The sequence below is a fragment of the Kitasatospora sp. NPDC004272 genome, assembly GCF_053603035.1.
Genome location: NZ_JBSGET010000017.1, coordinates 24,539 through 47,143 on the forward strand (window position 1 = coordinate 24,539; position 22,605 = coordinate 47,143).

Genomic DNA, 22,605 nt, shown 5'->3' on the forward strand with positions numbered 1-22,605 from the left:
GGGCCCTCCGCTACAGCTTCATCAGGTTGCTGTCGTCGACCGAAGCGGAGTGCCTGGTCCGGAAGATGGAGACGATGATGGCGAGGCCGACCACGACCTCGGCCGCCGCGACCACCATGGTGAAGAACGCGAGGACCTGGCCGTCCAGGTTGCCGTGCATCCGGGAGAAGGTGACCAGCGCCAGGTTGGAGGCGTTCAGCATCAGCTCCACGCACATGAACAGCACGATCGCGTTGCGCCGCAGCAGCACCCCGGAGGCGCCGATGGTGAACAGCAGCGCGGCGAGGTACAGGTAGTTGGCCGGGTTCACTCCGCCCCCTCCTCGTCCTGGTCCTTGGTCGGCACGGTCTCCAGCGCCCGGCGCGGACCGGTGACCCGCGGGCGGGCGGAGGACGGGCGGCCCAGCCAGTCGGCCGTGCTCTCCTCCAGCTCGGCCATCCGCTTCAGCATCTCCTGGCTGACGTCGCGGACCTGGCCGCGCTCGCGCAGGGTGCCCATCACCGAGTCCTCGGCGACGGTGCCGTCCGGCAGCAGCGCCGGGACGTCCACCGCGTTGTGCCGGGCGTACACGCCGGGGGCGGGCAGCGGCGGCACCTGGATGTTGTCCTTGACCCGCCGCTCGGCCAGCTGGCGCTGGGTCAGCGGGGCGCGGACCTTCTCGCGGTGGGTCAGCACCATCGCGCCGACCGCCGCGGTGATCAGCAGCGCGCTGGTCAGCTCGAACGCCCACACGTACTTGGTGAACAGCAGCCGGGCCAGGCCCTGCACGTTGCCCTCGGCGTTCGCCCCGGACAGGCCGGTGAAGTTCCGCAGGTGCGCGTTGGCCAGGCCGGCGATCAGCAGCATGCCGAAGCCGAGCCCGCAGAGCACCGCGGCGATCCGCTGGCCCTTCAGGTGCTCCTTCAGCGAGTCGGCCGCCGAGACGCCGACCAGCATCACCACGAACAGGAACAGCATCATGATCGCGCCGGTGTACACCACGATCTGCACCACGCCCAGGAACACCGCGCCCTGCGCCAGGTAGCAGACCGCCAGCGCGAGCATGGTGGCCGCCAGGCAGAGCGCCGAGTGCACGGCCTTCTTCATCAGCAGCATGCCGAGCGCGCCGCCGACCGCGATCACGGCCAGCACCCAGAACTGCACGGCCTCGCCGGTGGAGGTCATGACTGCTCCTCCTTCTCGCGGTCCTGCCGCTCCTGCTGGACGGTGCCGGGCGCCGCGCCGGTGATCTCGCCCCGGTAGTAGGCGCCCTCGTCGGCGCCCGGGAAGATCGAGTGCGGCGAGTCGACCATGCCCTCGGTCAGCCCGACCAGCAGCTGCTCCTTGGTGAAGATCAGGTCCTGCCGGGAGGAGTCCGCGAGCTCGTACTCGTTGGTCATGGTCAGCGCCCGGGTCGGGCACGCCTCGACGCACAGCCCGCACAGGATGCAGCGGGCGTAGTTGATCTGGTAGACCGCGCCGTACCGCTCACCGGGCGAGTAGCGCTCCTCGTCCCGGTTGTCGGCGCCCTCGACGTAGATCGCGTCGGCCGGACAGGCCCAGGCGCACAGCTCGCAGCCGACGCACTTCTCCAGGCCGTCCGGGTGCCGGTTCAGCTGGTGGCGGCCGTGGAAGCGCGGAGCGGTGGGCTTCTTGTACTCCGGGTACTGCTCGGTGAGCCGCTTCTTGAACATGGCCTTGAAGGTCACGCCGAAGCCGGCGGCCGGCCCGAGGATCGACTTCTCTGACGGTTCGTCAGGCATCTCGGATCAGCTCCCTTCGGAATGGTCGGCCCCGTTGAGGGCGTCCTGGAGTTGCGGGGTCCGGCGGCGGCGGCGCGGCACCGGCGGCAGTTCCTGCCCGGGCAGCGGCGGCACGGGGTAGCCGCCCGCCATCGGGTCGAACGCGGGCTCCGGCTCCGGAGCGGGCGCGGGCTTCTTCCGCAGCAGGTCGACCACCAGCGCGACCAGCAGCACCGCCGCCAGCGGCGCGCCCACGTACAGCACCACCTTGGCGAAGTCGTAGCCCTCGTTGCGCAGCGCCCGCACGGTGGCGACCATCACCAACCACACCAGCGAGACCGGGATCAGGATCTTCCAGCCGAGCTTCATGAACTGGTCGTAGCGCAGCCGGGGCAGGGTGCCGCGCAGCCAGATGAAGAAGAACAGCAGCAGCTGGATCTTCAGCACGATCCACAGCATCGGCCACCAGCCGTGGTTCGCCCCCTCCCAGAAGGTGGAGACCGGCCACGGGGCGCGCCAGCCGCCCAGGAACAGCGTGGAGGCGACCGCCGAGACGGTGACCATGTTGACGTACTCGGCCAGCATGAACATCGCGAACTTCAGCGAGGAGTACTCGGTGTTGAAGCCGCCGACCAGCTCGCCCTCGGCCTCCGGGAGGTCGAACGGGGCCCGGTTGGTCTCGCCGACCATCGCGATGATGTAGACGATGAACGACACCGGCAGCAGCACCGCGAACCAGGTCGGCTGCTGCGAGGAGACGATCTCCGAGGTCGACATCGAGCCCGAGTAGATGAACACCGCCGCGAACGACAGGCCCATCGCGATCTCGTAGCTGATCATCTGCGCGGAGGAGCGGATGCCGCCCAGCAGCGGGTACGTCGAGCCGGACGACCAGCCCGCCAGCACGATGCCGTAGATGCCCACCGAGGCGGTGGCCAGGATGTACAGCAGCGCGATCGGCAGGTCGGTGAGCTGCAGCGGCGTCCGGGTGCCGAAGATCGACACCTGGTTGTCGGCCGGGCCGAACGGGATCACCGCGAACGACATGAACGCGGGGATCGCCGCGACGATCGGCGCCAGCACGTAGACCGCCTTGTCGGCGCCCTTGACCACCAGGTCTTCTTTCAGCGCCAGCTTCACGCCGTCGGCCAGCGACTGCAGCAGGCCCCACGGGCCGTGCCGGTTCGGGCCGATCCGCAGCTGCATCCAGGCGACCACCTTGCGTTCCCAGACGATGGCGATCAGCACCGTCAGGACCAGGAACGCGAAGCAGAACACCGCCTTCAGCAGCACCAGCCACCACGGGTCGCGGCCGAAGAAGCCGAGCGTGTCGGCGGCGGCGAGGGGGGTGGCCGCGAGGGGTGCGGCAAGGACGCTCATGACTCCTCCGCCGGGGCGATGGTGACCAGGTGGCCGACCGTGGTGCCGAGCGTGCGGTGCGCGCCGCCGTCCGGCGTCGAGTTGAGCGGCAGCCAGACCGTGCGGTCCGGCATCGCGTCGGTGACCTGCAGCGGCAGGGTCAGCGACCCGGCCGGGCCGGTGACCCGCAGCGCGCCGCCGGCCGGGTCCGCGCCGATCTCGGCGGCGGTGGCGGCGGACAGCCGGGCCACGGCGGCGTGCCGGGTGCCGGCCAGGTGCTCGTCGCCCTCCTGCAGGGTGCCGTTGTCCAGCAGCATCCGGTGCCCGGCCAGCACGGCCTGCCCGGTGACCGGGCGGGGCAGCGCGGCAGGGTGGGCGGCCGGCGCGGCCGGGCGGTCGCCCGTCCACGGGGCGAACCGGTCCAGCTCCAGCCGGGCCGCGCGGACGTCGGGCAGGCCGATCGGCCGCCCCAGCGCGTCCCCGACCATGTTCAGCACCCGGACGTCGGCGTGCAGGTGGCGCTGCATCAACTGGTCGGGCTTGAGCGCCGGTTCGAACATCCGGACCCGGCCCTCCCAGTCCAGGAAGGTGCCGGCCTTCTCGGCGACCGCCGCGACCGGCAGCACCACGTCGGCGCGCTCGGTGACCGCGGACGGGCGCAGCTCCAGCGAGAGCACGAAGCCGACCCGGGCCAGCGCCTCGTCGGCGAGCGCCGGGTCCGGCAGGTCGTCCAGGCCGACGCCGCCGAGCACCAGCGCGTCCAGGTCGCCCGCCGCGGCGGCGGCCAGGATCTGGCCGGTGTCGCGGCCGGGCCGGGCGGGCAGTTCGGCGACGCCCCAGTGCGCGGCGGCCTCGGCCCGGGCGGCGGGCACCGCGACGGACCGGCCGCCGGGCAGCAGCCCGGGCAGCGCGCCCGCCTCGACGGCGCCGCGCTCACCGGCCCGGCGCGGCACCCAGGCGAGCTTCGCCCCGGTGACGTGCGCCAGGCGCAGCGCGGCGGTCAGGCCACCGGCGGTCTGCGCGAGCCGTTCGCCGACCAGCACCACGGCGCCCGGCGAGCGCAGCGCGTCGGCGCAGCGCCCGGCGTCGTCGGCGAGGACCTCCTCGCCGGCCAGCGCGCCGAGCCACTCGGTCTCGGTGCCGGGGGCGGCGGGCAGCAGCGCGCCGTGCAGCTTGGCCAGGCCGCGGGTGGCGTGCGAGGCGATCGAGAAGACCCGCAGTCCGGCGGCCCGGTTGGCCTTGCGCAGCCGCAGGAAGACGATCGGCGCCTCCTCCTCGGCCTCCAGGCCGACCAGCAGCACGGCCGGGGCGGCTTCGAGGTCCCGGTAGCTCACGGAAGGACCGTCCAGGTCGACCCCGCTGCCCGCGACGGCCGCGGCCAGGAAGTCGGCCTCCTCGGCGCTGTGCGGCCGGGAGCGGAAGTCGACGTCGTTGGTGCCGAGCGCGAGCCGGGCGAACTTGCCGTAGCCGTACGCGTCCTCGACGGTGACCCGGCCGCCCGCGAGCACCGCGGCGCGCGCCCCGCGCAGCCCCTCGGCGGCCCGGGCCAGCGCCTCCGGCCAGGAGGCGGCGACGAGTTCGCCGTCCTCGCCGCGGACCATCGGGGTGGTGAACCGGTCGCGCTGCTGGGCGTAGCGGAACGCGAACCGGCCCTTGTCGCAGTTCCACTCCTCGTTGACCTCCGGCTCGTTGCCGGCCAGCCGCCGCAGCACCTTGCCGCGCCGGTGGTCGGTGCGCTGCCCGCAGCCGGCCGAGCAGTGCTCGCACACGGACGGGGAGGAGACCAGGTCGAACGGGCGGGAGCGGAACCGGTAGGCGGCGGAGGTGAGCGCGCCGACCGGGCAGATCTGGATGGTGTTGCCGGAGAAGTACGAGTCCAGCGGCTGGTCGACGCCGGTGCCGATCTGCTGCAGCGCGCCGCGCTCCACCAGGTCGATGAACGGGTCGCCGGCGATCTGCTGCGAGAAGCGGGTGCAGCGGGCGCACAGCACGCAGCGCTCGCGGTCCAGCAGCACCTGGGTGGAGAGCGGGACGGGCTTCTCGTACGTCCGCTTGACGCCCTCGAACCGGGAGTCGGTGTCGCCGGTGGACATCGCCTGGTTCTGCAGCGGGCACTCGCCGCCCTTGTCGCAGACCGGGCAGTCCAGCGGGTGGTTGATCAGCAGCAGTTCCATCACGCCGCGCTGCGCCTTCTCGGCGACCGGCGAGGAGACCTGGGTGCGCACCACCATGCCCTCGGCGACCGGGATGGTGCAGGAGGCGACCGGCTTGCGCTGCCCCTCGACCTCCACGATGCACTGGCGGCACGCCCCGGCGGGGTCGAGCAGCGGGTGGTCGCAGAAGCGCGGGACCTGGGTGCCGATCTGCTCGGCGGCGCGGATCACCAGCGTGCCCTTGGGGACGCTGACTTCGACGCCGTCGATGGTGAGCGTGACCAGCTCGGTCTGGGTGGAAGGCTCCGTGACCGTCACGCGTGCACCTCCCTCTCGGTGGCGGACTCGTGGACGGGGGACCGGCCGGCCCAGACGGTGGAGGCCGCCGGGTCGAACGGGCAGCGGTGTTCGTTGAGGTGCTGCTCGTACTCGGCGCGGAAGTGCTGCAGCGAGGAGACGATCGGGCTGGCCGCGCCGTCGCCCAGCGCGCAGAACGACTTGCCGTTGATGTTGTCGGCGATGTCGAGGAGCTTCTCCAGGTCCCCGGGGACGCCCTGCCCGGCCTCGATCCGCTTGAGCAGCTGGACCAGCCAGTAGGTGCCCTCGCGGCACGGGGTGCACTTGCCGCAGGACTCGTGGGCGTAGAACTCGGTCCACCGGGTGACGGCCCGCACCACGCAGGTGGTCTCGTCGAAGACCTGCAGCGCCTTGGTGCCGAGCATCGAGCCCGCCGCGCCGACGCCCTCGTAGTCGAGCGGGACGTCGAGGTGCTCCTCGGTGAACATCGGGGTGGAGGAGCCGCCCGGGGTCCAGAACTTGAGCCGGTGCCCGGCCCGGATCCCGCCGGTGATCTCCAGCAGCTGGCGCAGCGTGATGCCGAGCGGCGCCTCGTACTGGCCGGGGTTGGTGACGTGCCCGGAGAGCGAGTACAGCGTGAAGCCGGGCGACTTCTCGGTGCCCAGCGACTTGAACCAGTCCTTGCCGCGGGCCAGGATCGGCGGCACCGAGGCGATCGACTCGACGTTGTTGACCACGGTCGGGCAGGCGTACAGGCCGGCGATCGCGGGGAACGGCGGGCGCAGCCGGGGCTGGCCGCGGCGGCCCTCCAGCGAGTCGAGCAGCGCGGTCTCCTCGCCGCAGATGTACGCGCCGGCGCCGGCGTGCACGGTGATGTCCAGGTTGATGCCGGAGCCCTGGATGTCCTTGCCGAGGTACCCGGCCGCGTACGCCTCGGCGACGGCCGCCTGCAGGCGGCGCAGCACCGGGACGACCTCGCCGCGCAGGTAGACGAAGGCGTGCTCGCAGCGGATCGCGTACGAGGCGATGACCATGCCCTCGATCAGCGCGTGCGGGTTGGCGAACAGCAGCGGGATGTCCTTGCAGGTGCCCGGTTCGGACTCGTCGGCGTTGACCACCAGGTAGTGCGGCTTGCCGTCGTTCTGCGGGATGAACTGCCACTTCATGCCGGTGGGGAAGCCGGCGCCGCCGCGGCCGCGCAGGCCCGCGTCCTTGACCAGGGCGATCACGTCGTCCGGGGCCATCGCGAGGGCGGCGGTCAGGCCGTCGTAGCCGCCGTGCCGGCGGTAGGTCTCCAGCGTCCAGGGGCGCTGGTCGTCCCAGGAGGCGGACAGGACCGGGGAGAGGAGCTTCTCGGCCGGTTCGGCGGAGGTCATCACGCTTCCGTCCCTTCGTGCCGCGGGGAGACCACCTTGGCGCCCGGGGTGCCGGGCAGCGCCTCGCCCTTGGCCAGCCGCAGGCCGGCCAGCGAGGGGGCGCCGCCCGCGCCGGACTCGTCGTTGGCGCCGGGGCGCTCGTCGGCGAAGCCGGCCAGGATCCGGGAGGTCTCCTTGAACGAGCAGAGCTTGGCGCCGCGGGTGGGGCGGACCTCGTGGCCGGCGCGCAGCTGGTCGACCAGCTGCTTGGCGCTCTGCGGGGTCTGGTTGTCGAAGAACTCCCAGTTGACCATCACCACGGGGGCGTAGTCGCAGGCCGCGTTGCACTCGATCCGCTCGATCGAGACCGAACCGTCCTCGGTGGTGCGGTTGTTGGCGATGCCGAGGTGCTCGGAGAGCTCGTCGAAGATCTGGTCGCCGCCGAGCACCGCGCACAGCGTGTTGGTGCACACGCCGACGTGGTACTCGCCGGCCGGGCGCCGCCGGTACATCGTGTAGAAGGTCGCGACGGCGGTGACCTCGGCGGTGGTGAGGTCCAACTGCTCGGCGCAGAACCGGATTCCGGTCGGGGTGACGCAGCCGTCCTCGGCCTGCACCAGGTGCAGCAGCGGCAGCAGGGCGGAGCGGGACTGCGGGTAGCGGTCGATCAACTCCCGTGCGTCGGCGGCGAGTCGGGCGGCCACCTCCGGCGGGTAGGGCTTGGCCGGCAGCGCCGGCAGGCCGAGTTCTGTGCTGCTCACCGGTCCACGCCTCCCATCACCGGGTCGATCCCGGCCACCGCCACGATCACGTCGGCCAGCGGGCCGCCCTCGCACATCGCGGCCATCGTCTGCAGGTTGGTGAAGGACGGGTCGCGGAAGTGCACCCGGTAGGGCCGGGTGCCGCCGTCGCTGACCACGTGCACGCCGAGTTCGCCCTTGGGCGACTCCACCGCGGCGTAGGCCTGGCCGACCGGTACCTTGAAGCCCTCGGTGACCAGCTTGAAGTGGTGGATCAGGGCCTCCATCGAGGTGCCCATGATCTTCCGGATGTGGTCCAGCGAGTTGCCCATGCCGTCGGGGCCGACGGCCAGTTGGGACGGCCAGGCGATCTTCTTGTCGGCCACCATGACCGGCCCGGGGGCCAGCCGCTCCAGGCACTGCTCGACGATCCGCAGCGACTGCTTCATCTCCTCCAGGCGGATCAGGAACCGCCCGTAGGAGTCCGCGGTGTCGGCCACCGCGACGTCGAAGTCGTAGGTCTCGTACCCGCAGTACGGGTCGGTCTTGCGCAGGTCGTGCGGCAGTCCGGTGGCCCGCAGGATCGGGCCGGTGGCGCCGAGCGCCAGGCAGCCGGGCAGGTCGAGGAAGCCGACGTCGACCAGCCGGGCCTTGAACACCGGGTTGTCGGTGGCCAGCTTGTCGTACTCGTGCATCCGCGAGCGCAGCAGGTTCACGCCCTCGCGGATCTTGTCGACCGCGCCGGGCGGCAGGTCCTGCGCGAGGCCGCCGGGGCGGACGTAGGCGTGGTTCATCCGCAGGCCGGTGACCAGCTCGAAGATGTCCAGCACCACCTCGCGGTCCCGGAAGCCGTAGATCATCAGGGTGGTGGAGCCGATCTCCATGCCGCCGGTGGCCAGCGCGACCAGGTGCGAGGAGATCCGGTTGAGCTCCATCATCAGCACCCGGATCACGGTGGCCCGCTCGGGCACGTCCGCGGTGATCCCGAGCAGCTTCTCCACGGCCAGGCAGTAGGCGGTCTCGTTGTACAGCGGGGTGAGGTAGTCCATCCGCGTCACGAACGTGGTGCCCTGCACCCAGTTGCGGAACTCCATGTTCTTCTCGATGCCGGTGTGCAGGTAGCCGATGCCGCAGCGGGCCTCGGTGACCGTCTCGCCGTCGATCTCCAGGATCAGCCGCAGCACGCCGTGGGTGGACGGGTGCTGCGGGCCCATGTTGACGATGATCCGCTCGTCGTCGGCGCCGGCCACCGCCTCGGCGACCTCGCCCCAGTCGCCGCCGGTGACGGTGAAGACCCGTCCCTCGGTGGTCTCCCGGGCGCCTGCTTCGTAGTGGGTGCTGCTCATCAGCTGTACGACCTCCGCTGGTCGGGAGCCGGGATCTGGGCGCCCTTGTACTCGACGGGGATGCCGCCGAGCGGGTAGTCCTTGCGCTGCGGGTGCCCCAGCCAGTCGTCCGGCATCATGATCCGGGTGAGCGCCGGGTGGCCCTCGAAGACCAGGCCGAAGAAGTCGTAGGTCTCCCGCTCGTGCCAGTCGTTGGTCGGGTAGACGCTCACCACGGACGGGATCCGCGGGTCGGCGTCGGGCGCGGTGACCTCCAGCCGGATCAGCCGGGTGTGGGTGATCGAGCGCAGGTGGTAGACCGCGTGCAGCTCCCGGCCCTTGTCCTGCGGGTAGTGCACGCCGCTGACGCCCAGGCACAGTTCGAACCGCAGCGCCGGGTCGTCGCGCAGGATCCGCACCGCCTTCAGCAGGTGCGCGCGGTCGAGGTGGAAGGTCAGCTCGCCGCGGTCGACCACCGTCCTCTCGATGACGTCGGCCACGTCGAGGCCCTGCTCCTCCAGCGCGCCCTCGAACTCGTCGGCCACCTCGTCGAACCAGCCGCCGTACGGGCGCTCGCTGGCGCCGGGCAGCACGATCGGCGCGGTCAGGCCGCCGAAGCCGGAGGTGTCGCCGGTGCCGCGGGCGCCGAACATGCCCTGCCGGGCGCCGACCACCTCGACCGGGATCTCCCGCCGGGTCGCGGGCACTTCGGGCCCCTGCTCCTCGCTCATCGCAGCAGCCCCCGCATCTCGCTGATCGGGGTGGCCTGCAGCGCGAAGCGCTCGGCCTCCTCCTCGGCCCGGCGGCGGTTCACGCCGAGCTTCTCGTGCTGGATCTTGTCGTGCAGCTTGACGATCGCGTCCAGCAGCATCTCCGGGCGGGGCGGGCAGCCCGGCAGGTAGATGTCCACCGGGACGATGTGGTCGACGCCCTGGACGATCGCGTAGTTGTTGAACATGCCGCCGGAGGAGGCGCACACGCCCATCGAGATGACCCACTTCGGGTTCGGCATCTGGTCGTAGACCTGCCGCAGCACCGGCGCCATCTTCTGGCTGACCCGGCCGGCCACGATCATCAGGTCGGCCTGCCGGGGCGAACCGCGGAAGACCTCCATGCCGAACCGGGCCAGGTCGTAGCGGCCCGCGCCGGTGGTCATCATCTCGATCGCGCAGCAGGCCAGTCCGAAGGTCGCCGGGAAGACCGAAGCCTTCCGCACCCAGCCCGCGGCGGCCTCCACGCTGGTGAGCAGAAAGCCGCTCGGCAGCTTCTCCTCGATACCCATCAGTTCCCTCTCAATGCCTTCGAGTCCGGTGGCTTGTCCGCCCGTTCACAAACGCCGCGCCCGGCGGCGGCCGGTGGTCAGTCCCACTCCAGGCCGCCGCGGCGCCAGACGTAGGCGTAGGCGACGAACACGGTGGCGATGAACAGGAGCATCTCGACCAGCCCGAAGATCCCCAGGGCGTCGAAGCTGACCGCCCAGGGGTAGAGGAAGACGATCTCGATGTCGAAGACGATGAAGAGCATCGCCGTCAGGTAGTACTTGATCGGGAACCGACCGCCGCCCACCGGCTGCGGGGTCGGTTCGATGCCGCACTCGTACGCCTCCAACTTGGCCCGGTTGTAGCGCTTGGGGCCGGTGAGCGAGGCCATCACGACGGAGCCGACCGCGAACGCCGCCGCGATGGCACCGAGTACGAGGATCGGCGCGTAGGCATTCATAGCCCCCGCTCCCTCCGTCCAGTCGTCCTTGACTGCAGATCGGAACCACCAGGTCACCAAGGGTGAAATGATGATCCACTTCGTGGGATCCGGCTCCATGTGAGGCAGTTCACAAAGCCAGGTTGGAGCGCATCCTATGCCTGTCCGCTTGTGATCTGCGACACGCAGTTCCCGATGATCTTTGTGATCTTCGCCACCCGACGAAGCCCATCGAAAGCGGATCGATCACCACTGTTCGACCCAGTGCGGGCAATTGGCCACGTATGGTCGCAATCCAGCGCGAAACGGCCGCCGTTCGGCCACGCCCTATATCAATTCTGCGGCGGTCCAGGCAAATTTCGGAGTGATCCGGTTTACGTGATAGTGGATCTCACCCGCCAGGTGGACCCGGCGGGGCGGCAGCTTGACCCTTCGTTCACAAGCCCTCAGGCGGCCGCCGGGAACCGCGGCGCCCGCCGCCGGCCCCACTCGGTGCCCGCCAGCACCGCCACCGCCCCCAGCAGCGCGAGCACCCCCGGCCGGTCTCCCGCCAGCAGCACCCCGCACAGCGCCGCCCACAGCGGCTCGGTGCCCAGCAGCAGGCTCACCCGGGACGGCGAGGTGGCCCGCACCGCCCACAGCTGCACGAAGAACGCGAACAGCGTGCACAGCAGCGACAGGTACAGCAGCAGGCCCCAGCGCGCCGCGTCGAAGGACCCCGCCACGCTCAGCGGGGACGGCCCGGCCAGCGGCGCCGCCAGCACGAACACCAGCGTGGCGAAGGCCAGTTGGACCCAGGTCAGGGCCAGCGCGTCCACCCCGCGCACCGACCGCAGCCGGGCCGTCGCCAACACGTTCACCGTCCGCGCCACCGCCGCCCCCAGCACCAGCAGGTCACCCGCCGAGGGCGCCCGCAGCCCGCCGTCCCCGGTCAGCAGCGCCACCCCCAGCACCGACAGCCCCGCCGCCGCCAGGAACGCCCCCGAGGGCGCCGAGCGCCGCAGCGCCGCCTCCGCGAGCGGCGTGAACACCATCGTCAGGCTGATCACCAACCCCGCGTTGGTCGCCGAGGTGTGCACCGCCCCGTACGTCTCCAGCAGGAACACCGCCCCCAGCACCAGCCCCAGCACCGCCCCGCCGCCCCACTGCGCCGCCGACAGCCCCCGCAGCCGCCGCCACGCCACCACCCCCAGCACCGGCAGCACCAGCCCGAACCGCAGCGCCAGCACCGCCACCACCGTCTCCGGCTCGGCGACCCGCTTCACCACCAGGAAGCTCGACCCCCACACCACCGCCACCGCCACCAACGGCAGGTCACGCACGAACTGCGGGCGGGCACCAACGGAGAGGACAGCCACGGCACGGCTCCCGGAAGGACTCGACGGGGGCCCGTGCGGCATCGGACGGGACGGTTCGGAGGCGCCACTCTCCCGCACGCGGAAGGCGGCGGGCAAGCGTTTTCCGCGCCCGCCCGCCGCCGTCCCGGAGCCCGTGCCGTCAGGCCCGCGGCGCCACCTTGGTCAGGCCGTTGATGATCCGGTCCGCGACGTCGCCGCCGCTCGGGTCGGTCAGGTTGGCGAGCAGCTTGAGGACGAACTTCATCAGCACGGGGTGGGTCAGGCCGCGCTCGGCGGCGATCCGCATCACCCTGTCGTTGCCGATCAGCTTCACGAACGCCCGGCCCAGCGTGTAGTAGCCGCCGTAGGTGTCCTTGAGCAGCTGCGGGTAGCGGGCCAGCGCGCGCTCCCGGCCCTCGGGGGTGATCCGGGCCATCGCCTGGACGATGACGCCCGCCGCGAGCTGGCCGGATTCCATCGCGTAGGCGATGCCCTCGCCGTTGAACGGGTTGACCATGCCGCCCGCGTCGCCGACCAGCAGCAGGCCCCGGGTGTAGTGCGGCTGCCGGTTGAAGGCCATCGGCAGCGCGGCGCCGCGGATCGGCTCGGTCATGTTCTCCGGCGTGTAGCCCCACTCCTCGGGCATGCCGGCGCACCAGCTCTTCAGCACCTCGCGCCAGTTCAGGTCGCCGAAGGCGGGCGAGGAGTTGAGGATGCCGAGGCCGACGTTGGAGGTGCCGTCGCCCATGCCGAAGATCCAGCCGTAGCCGGGCAGCAGCTTCTTCTGCCCGCCGCGGGTGTCCCACAGCTCCAGCCAGGACTCCAGGTAGTCGTCGTCGTGCCGGGGCGAGGTGAAGTACGTCCGGTACGCGACGCCCATCGGCCGGGACTCGATCCGGTGCAGGCCCATGGCCAGCGACAGCCGGGTCGAGTTGCCGTCCGCGGCCACCACCAGCGGCGCCCGGAACTCGACCTCGCGCTTGTCCGGCCCCAGCTTGGCGGTGACGCCGGTGATCCGCCCGGTGCGGTCCTGCACCGGCCCGCTGACGTTGCAGTTCTCGTACAGCCGGGCGCCGGCCTTCTGCGCCTGCCGGGCCAGCAGTTCGTCGAAGTCGGCGCGCTTGCGCACCAGCCCGTAGTCGGGGAACGCCGCCAGGTCCGGCCAGTCCAGCTCCAGCCGGACGCCGCCGCCGATGATCCGCAGGCCCTTGTTGCGCAGCCAGCCCTCGGCGGACACGTCGATGCCCATGTCGACCAACTGCTTGACGGCGCGCGGCGTCAGGCCGTCCCCGCACACCTTCTCGCGCGGGAACTCGGACTTCTCCAGCAGCAGCACGTCCAGGCCCGCCTGGGCCAGCCAGTACGCGGTGCTGGCACCGGCCGGACCGGCGCCGACCACGATGACGTCGGCGGTGGACTCGACGGCGGTCTCGGTCATACGGGGCTCTCCTGAGCGCGTCGGGGCACGGGGATCGGGGCCGACTCCCCGTCAACGCCTTTCCGGCGGACGGGGTGCCGAACCACCGCAGTCTACGGCGCCTTGAAGCCGCGGTGGAGAGCGACGATGCCGCCGGTCAGGTTGCGCCACGCCACCTTCGTCCAGCCCGCCCGCTGCAGCTCGGCGGCCAGCGCGGGCTGGTCCGGCCAGGCCCGGATCGACTCCGCGAGGTACACGTACGCCTCCGGGTTGGAGGACACCTTGGTCGCCACCGGCGGCAGCGCACGCATCAGGTACTCGGTGTACACCGTCCGCAGCGGCGTCCAGGTCGGCGTGGAGAACTCGCAGATCACCAGCTTCCCGCCGGGCTTGGTCACCCGCAGCATCTCCCGCATCGCCACCTCGTGCTCCTGCACGTTGCGCAGCGCGAACGAGATCGTCACGGCGTCGAACGACTCGTCCGCGAACGGCAGCCGGGTCGCGTCGCCCGCGGTCAGCGCCAACTCGGGGTGCCGGCCCTTGCCCTCGGTCAGCATCCCGATCGAGAAGTCGCACGGCACCACGTCGGCGCCGGCCTCCAGGAACGGCAGCGAGGACGTCCCGGTGCCCGCACCGAGGTCCAGGATCCGCTGTCCCGCGACGGCCCCCACCGCGTCGGCCACCGCCCGGCGCCACAGCCGGGCCTGGCCCAGCGAGAGCACGTCATTGGTGCGGTCGTACTTGGCCGCGACGTCGTCGAACATGGCGGCGACGTCCTGCGGCTGCTTGTCCAGATGGGCTCGGGTCACGCCCCCATTGTTCACCTTGCGACCCGGACGACCGTCACCAGGGCTCACCGCAGGGCGCGGCGGCCCCCCTTGCGGCGGCGCCGGGAGCGCTTCCCCTGGGTCAGCGCGGGCATCCCCTCCGCCGCGAACGCCACCGTGAAACCGGCCCGCGCCCGCTCCGCCCCCGCCCGGCCCCGCTGGATCCGCCACAGGCACAGCCCGCACAGCAGCACCGCCACCGGCACGCTCAGCTGCGCCAGGCCGACGCCCGACGGCTGCGGGTACGTCTTCCCGCACACCCGCACCGCGGACGGGTCGTCCGCCGCGCGCTCCAGGCAGATCGGGTCCCCCGCCCGGACCCCCGCCGGCAGCCACAGGTCCGCCGCCGTCAGCCGCCGCCCGTCCACCGGGTACGCGACCTGGCTGTACGTCCCGCTCCCGCCCGGCAGTTGGGTGACCGTCCCCTCCACCCGCACCGGATGCGCGTCGATCCGGTCCGCCTGGTCGGCCTGCCGCCACCCGAGCAGGCACATCGCCACCGCCACCACCGCGCTCAACACGGCCCCGACGTACCACCCCCGAGCCGGTCGGCTCCGGGGACGTTCGGGGGTCGCGGCTCGCATGCGTCCTGTTCCTGGCTCGGGGGAGGTCTGAACCGGGATGCTAGCCGCAAAGACCTCTCCGGGTCACGGTGAGTCAGAAGAAGCACCGTCAGGGGCCCGGGGAACGGCGGGTCGATGCTGCTGGCGGCCGGAGCCCGTCGAAGTGTCCGTGCTGCTGCGTGCCGTGAACAGAACCGGAAGCCGATGCGCGCCACGGCAGTGCACCGCCGGCGGACACGGACCCGCCGTTCCCCGAGTCCTTGGTTTCACCTGCCCCGGTACAGCAGCCGCCCGTCCAGCACCGTCGCGAGACACCTCGTCCCGCCCCCGGCCAGCTCCTGCGCCGTTCCGGCCGCGAACACGGCGAAGTCCGCCGCCCCGCCGACCGTCAACGGCCGGTGCAGGGCGGCCTCCAGGGTGCCCCCCGCGTGCGGGTCGAGCGGGTCGAGGGGGCCGGGGCCGGTGTCCGGGCCGGGGAGGTGGCGCAGGCCGGAGCGGGTGACGGCGGTCCGGACGGGGGTGCGGTGGAGCGGGCCCGCCAGGGCCGTCGTGCCGTGGGCGAGGAGCCGTTGCAGTCCGCGCCGGGCGCTGCCGCCGCGCTGTTCGTCCGTCAGGTCGCCGTCGGGCAGCAGCGGCCGGTCGCCGCGCTCCTCCCGGGGGTCGGGGTGGTAGGCGGTCTCCAGCAGCCACGCCGCGTGCCGGTTGAGCAGCCCGGGCACCAGCAGCCCGGGCCACTCCCGGATCCGGGCCGGGCCGCCCGCCAGTTCGTCGAAGGGTCCGATCGCGGCGACGGTGGCGCCGTCGACCAGCACCGCCCCGTCCTCGATCAGGTCAGTGCCGGTGTGCAGCAGCCGGGCCCGGTGCAGGGTGAGCACGCCGGGGTCGTCAGTTCGTCGCGAGGATGGTCAACTCGGGGTGCGCGGTGCCGCCTTCGATCGCGGTGGAGGCGATGTGCGAGGCGACCCGCGGGTCGACCGGGTCGTTGGCCGGGTCGTCGAGGACGCGCAGGTGCTGGTAGGTGGTGGAGCGCTGGGCGGGCACCCGGCCGGCGGTGCGGATCAGGTGGATGAGTTCGTGCAGGTTGGAGCGGTGCTTGGCGCCGGCCGCCGAGACGACGTTCTCCTCCAGCATGACCGAGCCGAGGTCGTCGGCGCCGTAGTGCAGGGAGAGCTGGCCGGCCTCCTTGCCGGTGGTGAGCCAGGAGCCCTGGATGTGGGCGACGTTGTCGAGGAAGAGCCGGGCGATGGCGATCATCCGCAGGTACTCGAAGACCGTGGCCTGGGTCGAGCCCTTCAGGTGGTTGTTCTGCGGCTGGTAGGTGTAGGGGATGAACGCCCGGAAGCCGCCGGTGCGGTCCTGCACGTCGCGGATCATCCGCAGGTGCTCGATCCGTTCGGCGTTGGTCTCGCCGGTGCCCATCAGCATGGTGGAGGTGGACTCGACGCCGAGGCGGTGCGCGGTCTCCATGATCTCCAGCCAGCGCTCGCCGGACTCCTTCAGCGGGGCGATCGCCTTGCGCGGCCGCTCCGGCAGCAGTTCGGCGCCGGCGCCCGCGAAGGAGTCGAGGCCCGCGGCGTGGATCCGGGTGATCGCCTCCTCGATCGACACGCCGGAGATCCTCGCCATGTGCTCGACCTCGGAGGCGCCCAGCGAGTGGATCACCAGCTGCGGGAACTCGGCCTTGATCGCGGCGAAGTTGGTCTCGTAGTACTCGACGCCGTAGTCGGGGTGGTGCCCGCCCTGGAACATGATCTGGGTCCCGCCGAGCTCGACGGTCTCCGCGCAGCGCCGCAGGACCTCGTCGAGCTCCCGCGACCAGCCCTTCTCGCTCTTCGGCGGCACGTAGAAGGCGCAGAACTTGCACGCCGTCACGCAGACGTTGGTGTAGTTGATGTTCCGCTCGATGATGTACGTCGCGATGTGCTCGACGCCCGCGTACCGCCGCCGGCGCACCGCGTCGGCGGCCGACCCGAGTGCGTGCAGCGGCGCCGACCGATACAGCTGCAGGGCCTCTTCGGCGGTGATCCGGCCGCCCTCGGCCGCGCGGTCCAGCACGGCCTGCAACTGGGTGGCGGAAAGGTTCTGCTCGGACACCTGGCGGGCCTGCTCTCTTCATCGGAGGGACGACCGGTTCAGCCTACGCCAGCACATTTCGGCCCCGCCGCAGGCCCGTTCCGCGCCGCCTACTGCTTGACCAGGTCGCCTTCCGGGTCGGAGCCGAGCGCCGCCTCGGAGACCGCCACGTGCAGGCCGCCGCCGCTGAGCAGGGTGTACGTCTGCTTCTCGGGGACGCCGGTGCAGGCGCTGTCGGTGCCGTCGGGGCGCTCCTGGAACAGGGCCTTGCCGTCCTGCACCGAGAGCAGGGTGAGCACGCCGTGGCAGACAGTGGTGCTGAGCTGGGAGGCGTTGCTGGTGCGTCCGACCTCCTCGCCGACCTTCCCGGCGGTGAAGGTCACGGTGAAGGTCGACGCCAGCGGGACGAGCTTGGTGGTGATGTTCCCCTTGAAGGTGCCCAGGAACGCCTCGGGCAGCGCCGTCCCGTCGCCCTTCACCGGCGTCCCCGTCCCGCTCGGGCTGGGGCTGGGGCTGGGGCTGGGGCTCTGGCTCGCGCTCGCACCGGTACTCGGGTCCGGGCTCGGCGCCCCGGTGACCGCGTCCTGCCCCGGCGGGGGTGAGGGCGGGGGCGTGGCGCTCGGGCCGGGGCCGGCCTGCGCCCAGGGCAGGTTGCCGGTGGCCGCCAGCCCGCCGTAGAGCGCGGCGGCCAGCGCCAGCGCTCCGGCGGCGGCCACCGCCCACCGCCGTCCCGCGGGCCGTTCCCGCCGTTCCGGCCGTTCCCGCCGCGGCCCGCCGTCCAGCACGGTCGGCATCCGGTCGGTGACGACGGCGCGGCTCGGCCCGCTGTCGCCCTCCAGGTCGAGGAGTTCGACGGCGGCGCGGCCGACCGCGGCGGCCAGCGGGCCGGGCAGCCAGCCCTCGGGGCCGGCCGCGGCGGCGGGGGCGAGCCGGGCGCGCAGTTCGGCGGGGGTGGGGCGGTGGGCCGGGTCCTTGGCGAGGCAGGCGGTGACGGCTTCGCGCAGTTCGCCGTCCAGGCCGTCGAGCGCGGGTTCCTCGTGCAGGACGCGGTAGAGCAGGACGGCGGCGCTGACGCCCTCGCCGAACGGGGCGGTGCCGGTCGCGGCGAAGGCCAGCAGCGCGCCGAGCGAGAAGACGTCGCCGGCCGGTCCGGCGGGCGAGCCGGCGGCCTGCTCGGGCGACATGAAGCCGGGCGAGCCGACCACGTAGCCGCTGTGGGTGAGGGTGGCGGCGGCGTCCAGCGCGCGGGCCACGCCGAAGTCGATCAGCCGGGGGCCGTCCAGGGCGAGCAGCACGTTGGACGGTTTGACGTCCCGGTGGACCAGGCCGAGGGCGTGCACCTGTTCCAGGGCCTCGGCGAGCCGGGCGCCGAGCGCGTGCACGGAGGGGACGGGGAGCGGCCCGGCGGTGCGGACGGCCTCGCCGAGCGAGGGGCCGGCCACGTAGCCGGTGGCGACCCAGGGGCGGGGGCCCTCGGTGTCGGCGTCCAGCACGGGGGCGGTCCAGCGGCCGCCGACCCGCCGGGCGGCGGACACCTCCTGGCGGAACCTGGCCCGGAACTCGGGGTCGTCGGCCAGTTCGGGGCGCACCACCTTGACCGCGACGGTCCGCCCGCCCGCGGTCCGGCCCAGGTAGACCCGTCCCATCCCGCCGGCGCCGAGCCGCCGCAGCAGCCGGTAGTCGCCGATCACCGACGGGTCGTCAGCCGTCAGCAGTTCCATGACCGTCCCCCTCGTCCGCCGTCCAGCACCCGCCGGCCGCTCCGATCATCCCAGGGCGGCCGCCGGCCGGGAACGCCCGAGTCCGGAAGGGGACCGGACGGGTCAGACCACCGCGGGCGCGGCCTCCAGCAGCCGGATCGGCACGTCGGGGGCGAAGCCGCTGTCGTGCGCGACCCGGCGGGCGAACTCGGCGATGCCGGCCAGCTGGCGGGCGCCGAGCGAGAAGTCGAGCGCCTCGGAGAAGTAGGTCTCCAGCAGCGGGGCGTCGAACTCCTCCCAGCGGGCGGCCTGCTCGGCGACCTTCCCGGCCTCGGCCAGCGAGAGGTCGCGGGACTCCAGGAAGGCCCGGTGGACGGCGGCGGTCAGCGCGGGCTGCCGCTCGGCGTACTCGCGGCGGGCGGCCCAGACGGCGAAGACGAACGGCAGCCCGGTCCACTCCTTCCACATCGCGCCGAGGTCGTGCACGGCCAGTCCCTGCCGGGGGGCCTGCTCCAGCGAGGCGCGCAGCGCGGGGTCGCCGATCAGGACGGCGGCGTCGGCCTCGGCGAGCATCGCGTCCAGGTCGGGCGGGCAGGAGAAGTACTCGGGGTGGACCCCTTCGCGCTCCTCCAGCAGCAGCCGGGCGAGGCGCACCGAGGTGCGGCTGGTCGAGCCGAGGGCGACCCGGCGGCCGTCCAGGTCGGCCAGCGGGACCTTGCTGACGATCACGCAGGACATCACCGGGCCGTCGCTGCCGACCGCGATGTCGGGGAGCACCACCAGTTCGGACGCGTTGCGCAGGTACTCCACGCAGGTGATCGGGCCGACGTCGAGCTCGCCGGCCACCAGCCGGTCGCTGAGCTTCTCCGGGGTGTCCTTGCTGAGGTCGAGGTCGAGCAGGTTCCCGGTGCGCGCGAGACCCCAGTAGAGGGGAAGACAGTTGAGGAACTGAATATGGCCGACCCTCGGCCGGACCGCGCTCTCCGGCCGTCCGCCGTCGCTACTGCTCACCGTGTGCTCCCTTGCCGTTGGTGCTCTCCCGGCAGGGTATGCCCGCTGATTGGGGCGGTCCGCATCCGGTGTCCGACACACCGTCCGACACCGTTGTTCACCCCTGGTCGGGGCAGCCACCGCGTGCTACCGTTCCCCTCAGTTGCAGTTTGATTCCCCTTGCAGTACTTGGAGCCTGCGGAGCATGTAACCGCAGGCTTTTTGTAATTTTTCAGCAGTATCAGGCGTCAATTGAGCATTGATTGAAGCCTGTGCGAAAAACTCCGGACTCGTCCGGAGGCGGGGCGATCAGCGCAGCGGACCCGGGCGCCACAAGGTGTGGCGTCCATAACGTCCCTCGCAAGGAGAACGGTATGGCGACCGGAACCGTCAAGTGGTTCAACGCCGAGAAGGGCTTCGGCTTCATCGCCCAGGAGGGCGGCGGCCCCGACGTCTTCGTCCACTACTCCGCCATCAACGCGACCGGTTTCCGCTCGCTGGAGGAGAACCAGGCGGTCAGCTTCGACGTCACCCAGGGCCCGAAGGGCCCGCAGGCGGAGAACGTCACCCCCGTCTGAGGCGCGATCTCCATTTGATCGCTCACGGCCCCTCGGGTCCGTACGAGTAGCAGTTCCCAAGGAGGCCCGCCCCGGCGGGCCTCCTGCCTTTTCCCCGCGCATTCCCGATTACCGCCGCTACCGCCGCATTCCCCCGGTTGCGCCCGCATTTCCCCCGACTGCCCGTTGCCGCCGGTTACCGCCCGTTGCCGCCCGTTTCCGGCCCCCGCCGCCGGAGCCCGCGCCGCGCCGGGAGAGGATCGGTGCATGCACCGCCTCCGATCCGCCCGCCGCGCCCTCGACCGCTCCCTCGGCCGGATCGGCATCGACACCTACCTCCTGCTGCTGCTCGGCACCGTCCTGCTGGCCACCCTGCTGCCCGCCCGGGGCGCCGCCGCCACCGCCGTCACCGACGCGGTCTCGCTCGCCGTCGCCCTGCTGTTCTTCCTGTACGGCGCCCGGCTCTCCCCGCAGGAGGCGCTCGCCGGGGCCCGGCACTGGCGGCTGCACCTGCTGATCCTCGGCTGCACCTTCGTGCTGTTCCCGCTGCTCGGCGAGGCCACCCGGCTGCTGCCGGACTCGGTGCTGCCGCCGCAACTGTTCACCGGCGTGCTGTTCCTGACCCTGCTGCCGTCCACCGTGCAGTCCTCGATCGCGTTCACCTCGGTCGCGGGCGGAAACGTCGCGGCGGCGATCTGCGCGGCGACCTTCTCCAGCCTGCTGGGCGTCGTGCTCACCCCGCTGCTGGCCGCCTGGCTGCTGTCCGGCGCCTCCGGCGTCGGGGTGGACGGCGGCCAGGTGCTCGACATCGTGCTGCAGCTGCTCGTCCCGTTCGCCCTCGGCCAGCTGCTGCGCCGCCGGGTCGGCCCGTGGATCGCCCGGCACAGACTGGTCACCGTGCTGGTCGACCGCGGCTCGATCCTGCTGATCGTCTACAGCGCCTTCGGCGAGGGCGTCCGCGAGGGCATCTGGAGCCGGGTCACCGCCGGCCAGCTGCTCTGGCTGGCCGTGATCTCGCTCGCCCTGCTGTCCACCGTGCTCGGCTTCACCCGCCTCGCCTCCCGCCGACTGGGCTTCTCCCGCGCGGACGGCATCACCATCCAGTTCTGCGGCTCCAAGAAGTCCCTGGCCAACGGCCTCCCGCTGGCCACCATCCTGTTCCCCGCCTCCGCCGTCGGCCTGACCGTCCTCCCGCTGATGCTCTTCCACCAGCTCCAGCTGACGGTCTGCACCGTCCTCGCCCAGCGCTGGTCCCGCGCGACTACGCTGCCCGGGTGACCTCACTCCCTGACGGCCCGCGGACCCGGGTCGGCGCCGCGGACCGCGACAGCGCCGTCGAACGCCTGCAACTCGCCTACGCCGAGGAGCGGATCAGCCAGGACGAACTCGACCAGCGGGTCCACGCGGCCCTCACCGCGACCGTCCGCGCCGAGCTCGACGCCGTCCTGCACGACCTGCCCGCGCAGGCCCCGGACGCCGCCGTCACCCTGACCGCCGTGAGCGGCCGCCTGGTCCGCCGCGGCCCCTGGCGCGTCCCCCGCGTCCTGAAGGTCTCCTCCACCTTCGGCAAGGTCCACCTCGACCTGAGCGCGGCGGTCATCGACCACCCCGTCGTGGACATCGAGCTGGGCCTCGGCTTCGGCCGCGCCACCATCACCGTCCCGCACGGCGCCACCGTCGACCTGGACGGCCTCCAGCAGTCCTGGAAGACCGTCCGCTACCGCCCCCCGCGCACCCCCGCCGCCACCCCCGGCCCCACCGTCCGGATCACCGGCACCCCGGGCTTCGGCCGCCTCAAGATCCGCCACGCCCGCCGCTGAGCTCCGCCTCAGAACCGGGAGGTGTCCACCCGCAGCCCGAACGGCTCCGGCAGCTCGACCGGCTCCCCGAACGGCAGCGGCCCGATCGCCCGGGTGTACCCGAGCGCGCCCGGCTCGGAGAACAGCGTGCAGGCCCGGTCCTGGCGGTCGATCAGCAGGTAGAGCGGCGCCCCGTACTCGGCGTACCGGCGCCGCTTCACCACCCGGTCGGTGTCCGCGTTCGAATCGGACGTCACCTCGACCACCAGCAGCGTCTGATCGGGCAGCAGGGCACGACCCCCCTTGGCGAGGGAGCGCGGGACGACCGCGATGTCGGGGATGTACCAGTTGCTCGATCCCGGCAGGTCGAGGTCGCCCGAACCCATCACACAACCCAGTTCACGGACCTTGCCGAAGAGTTGGTAGCGAAGATCGTCCGCCAGCGTCTCGTGGTCCCACTGCGGCGCCATCGGCTCGATGACCCCTTCTACGATCTGGACGCGGTCACCGGCGTGGTGCTGGATCGCGTACTTCAGGGCCTGCTCCGGATCGACGGCGTCGTACGGCCGCTCGCTGGGCAGCGCGCTCATCGGCCCCTCCTTCGTCGCTCCCACGCTACCGACCGCCCCGGGCGGCCCCAAGCGAACTCACTCCAACGGGCGAAGGCCCGCACCCTCCCGAGGTGCGGGCCTTC

At 72.3% G+C, this 22,605-nt stretch carries 23 protein-coding genes; 3 read left to right on the top strand and 20 right to left on the bottom strand.

The annotated features are described in order from the left end of the window. Positions 1-10: 10 nt before the first annotated feature. From nuoK to ACWEO5_RS08205, 19 genes are all read right to left on the bottom strand, one after another. Positions 11-310, bottom strand: coding sequence for an NADH-quinone oxidoreductase subunit NuoK (nuoK, locus tag ACWEO5_RS08115; RefSeq protein WP_344553711.1), 300 nt, complete (start codon positions 308-310; stop codon positions 11-13). Next, entirely contained in the window at positions 307-1,164 is an 858-nt protein-coding gene (locus ACWEO5_RS08120) for an NADH-quinone oxidoreductase subunit J (protein WP_452161230.1), read from the bottom strand. Before ACWEO5_RS08120 ends, nuoK begins: the two co-directional genes overlap by 4 nt. Next, positions 1,161-1,742 (bottom strand): NADH-quinone oxidoreductase subunit NuoI, encoded by a 582-nt coding sequence (nuoI, locus tag ACWEO5_RS08125; RefSeq protein WP_452161232.1) that lies wholly within the window; start codon positions 1,740-1,742, stop codon positions 1,161-1,163. The genes ACWEO5_RS08120 and nuoI overlap by 4 nt, the downstream gene beginning before the upstream one ends. A gap of 6 nt (positions 1,743-1,748) precedes the next feature. Further along, on the bottom strand, positions 1,749-3,101 hold the full coding sequence (gene nuoH, locus ACWEO5_RS08130; RefSeq protein ID WP_452161234.1) for an NADH-quinone oxidoreductase subunit NuoH: 1,353 nt from the start codon (positions 3,099-3,101) through the stop codon (positions 1,749-1,751). Then, positions 3,098-5,551: an NADH-quinone oxidoreductase subunit G gene (locus ACWEO5_RS08135; RefSeq protein WP_452161236.1), complete on the bottom strand. Its 2,454-nt coding sequence runs from the start codon at positions 5,549-5,551 to the stop codon at positions 3,098-3,100. The genes nuoH and ACWEO5_RS08135 overlap by 4 nt, the downstream gene beginning before the upstream one ends. Next, on the bottom strand, positions 5,548-6,906 hold the full coding sequence (nuoF, locus tag ACWEO5_RS08140; protein WP_452161238.1) for an NADH-quinone oxidoreductase subunit NuoF: 1,359 nt from the start codon (positions 6,904-6,906) through the stop codon (positions 5,548-5,550). Before nuoF ends, ACWEO5_RS08135 begins: the two co-directional genes overlap by 4 nt. Next, complete coding sequence (nuoE, locus tag ACWEO5_RS08145) at positions 6,906-7,625, bottom strand: NADH-quinone oxidoreductase subunit NuoE (protein WP_452161323.1); 720 nt, start codon at positions 7,623-7,625, stop codon at positions 6,906-6,908. The genes nuoF and nuoE overlap by 1 nt, the downstream gene beginning before the upstream one ends. A 17-nt stretch (positions 7,626-7,642) precedes the next feature. Further along, a complete protein-coding gene (locus ACWEO5_RS08150) occupies positions 7,643-8,971 on the bottom strand; it encodes an NADH-quinone oxidoreductase subunit D (protein ID WP_452161240.1) in 1,329 nt (442 codons plus the stop codon). Continuing rightward, a complete protein-coding gene (locus ACWEO5_RS08155) occupies positions 8,971-9,681 on the bottom strand; it encodes an NADH-quinone oxidoreductase subunit C (RefSeq protein WP_452161242.1) in 711 nt (236 codons plus the stop codon). The genes ACWEO5_RS08150 and ACWEO5_RS08155 overlap by 1 nt, the downstream gene beginning before the upstream one ends. Further along, a complete protein-coding gene (locus ACWEO5_RS08160; protein WP_344553719.1) occupies positions 9,678-10,232 on the bottom strand; it encodes a NuoB/complex I 20 kDa subunit family protein in 555 nt (184 codons plus the stop codon). Before ACWEO5_RS08160 ends, ACWEO5_RS08155 begins: the two co-directional genes overlap by 4 nt. A gap of 77 nt (positions 10,233-10,309) precedes the next feature. After that, the gene (locus ACWEO5_RS08165; protein WP_014137597.1) at positions 10,310-10,669 is read right to left on the bottom strand and encodes an NADH-quinone oxidoreductase subunit A; all 360 of its coding nucleotides are present in this window, start codon (positions 10,667-10,669) and stop codon (positions 10,310-10,312) included. Positions 10,670-11,094: 425 nt separating this feature from the next. Beyond that, positions 11,095-12,006, bottom strand: a complete 912-nt coding sequence (locus ACWEO5_RS08170) for a DMT family transporter (protein ID WP_452161244.1) — start codon at positions 12,004-12,006, stop codon at positions 11,095-11,097. 139 nt (positions 12,007-12,145) lie between these two features. Next, complete coding sequence (locus ACWEO5_RS08175) at positions 12,146-13,423, bottom strand: geranylgeranyl reductase family protein (RefSeq protein WP_452161246.1); 1,278 nt, start codon at positions 13,421-13,423, stop codon at positions 12,146-12,148. A 92-nt stretch (positions 13,424-13,515) separates the two neighbouring features. Further along, positions 13,516-14,211: a demethylmenaquinone methyltransferase gene (locus tag ACWEO5_RS08180; RefSeq protein WP_452161248.1), complete on the bottom strand. Its 696-nt coding sequence runs from the start codon at positions 14,209-14,211 to the stop codon at positions 13,516-13,518. A 44-nt stretch (positions 14,212-14,255) separates the two neighbouring features. Continuing rightward, complete coding sequence (locus ACWEO5_RS08185) at positions 14,256-14,750, bottom strand: hypothetical protein (RefSeq protein WP_452161250.1); 495 nt, start codon at positions 14,748-14,750, stop codon at positions 14,256-14,258. Between the two features lie 308 nt (positions 14,751-15,058). After that, positions 15,059-15,667, bottom strand: coding sequence for a hypothetical protein (locus tag ACWEO5_RS08190; protein ID WP_452161252.1), 609 nt, complete (start codon positions 15,665-15,667; stop codon positions 15,059-15,061). A gap of 10 nt (positions 15,668-15,677) precedes the next feature. Further along, complete coding sequence (gene mqnC / locus ACWEO5_RS08195; RefSeq protein WP_344553727.1) at positions 15,678-16,886, bottom strand: cyclic dehypoxanthinyl futalosine synthase; 1,209 nt, start codon at positions 16,884-16,886, stop codon at positions 15,678-15,680. 89 nt (positions 16,887-16,975) lie between these two features. Continuing rightward, positions 16,976-18,586, bottom strand: a complete 1,611-nt coding sequence (locus ACWEO5_RS08200; RefSeq protein WP_452161255.1) for a serine/threonine-protein kinase — start codon at positions 18,584-18,586, stop codon at positions 16,976-16,978. 102 nt (positions 18,587-18,688) lie between these two features. Next, positions 18,689-19,576, bottom strand: a complete 888-nt coding sequence (locus ACWEO5_RS08205) for a menaquinone biosynthetic enzyme MqnA/MqnD family protein (protein WP_452161257.1) — start codon at positions 19,574-19,576, stop codon at positions 18,689-18,691. A gap of 353 nt (positions 19,577-19,929) precedes the next feature. Between ACWEO5_RS08205 and ACWEO5_RS08210 the strand changes: the two genes are divergently transcribed. The 3 genes from ACWEO5_RS08210 to ACWEO5_RS08220 all read left to right on the top strand — a co-directional run bounded on the left by ACWEO5_RS08210 (position 19,930) and on the right by ACWEO5_RS08220 (position 21,932). Continuing rightward, positions 19,930-20,133, top strand: coding sequence for a cold-shock protein (locus ACWEO5_RS08210; protein ID WP_176189615.1), 204 nt, complete (start codon positions 19,930-19,932; stop codon positions 20,131-20,133). Positions 20,134-20,379: 246 nt separating this feature from the next. Then, on the top strand, positions 20,380-21,390 hold the full coding sequence (locus ACWEO5_RS08215) for a bile acid:sodium symporter family protein (protein WP_452161259.1): 1,011 nt from the start codon (positions 20,380-20,382) through the stop codon (positions 21,388-21,390). Continuing rightward, positions 21,387-21,932, top strand: a complete 546-nt coding sequence (locus tag ACWEO5_RS08220) for a DUF1707 SHOCT-like domain-containing protein (protein WP_452161261.1) — start codon at positions 21,387-21,389, stop codon at positions 21,930-21,932. The genes ACWEO5_RS08215 and ACWEO5_RS08220 overlap by 4 nt, the downstream gene beginning before the upstream one ends. Positions 21,933-21,940: 8 nt before the next feature. Here ACWEO5_RS08220 and ACWEO5_RS08225 read toward each other — a convergent pair whose 3' ends face one another. Next, positions 21,941-22,501, bottom strand: a complete 561-nt coding sequence (locus tag ACWEO5_RS08225; RefSeq protein WP_452161263.1) for a Uma2 family endonuclease — start codon at positions 22,499-22,501, stop codon at positions 21,941-21,943. Positions 22,502-22,605: the final 104 nt, after the last annotated feature.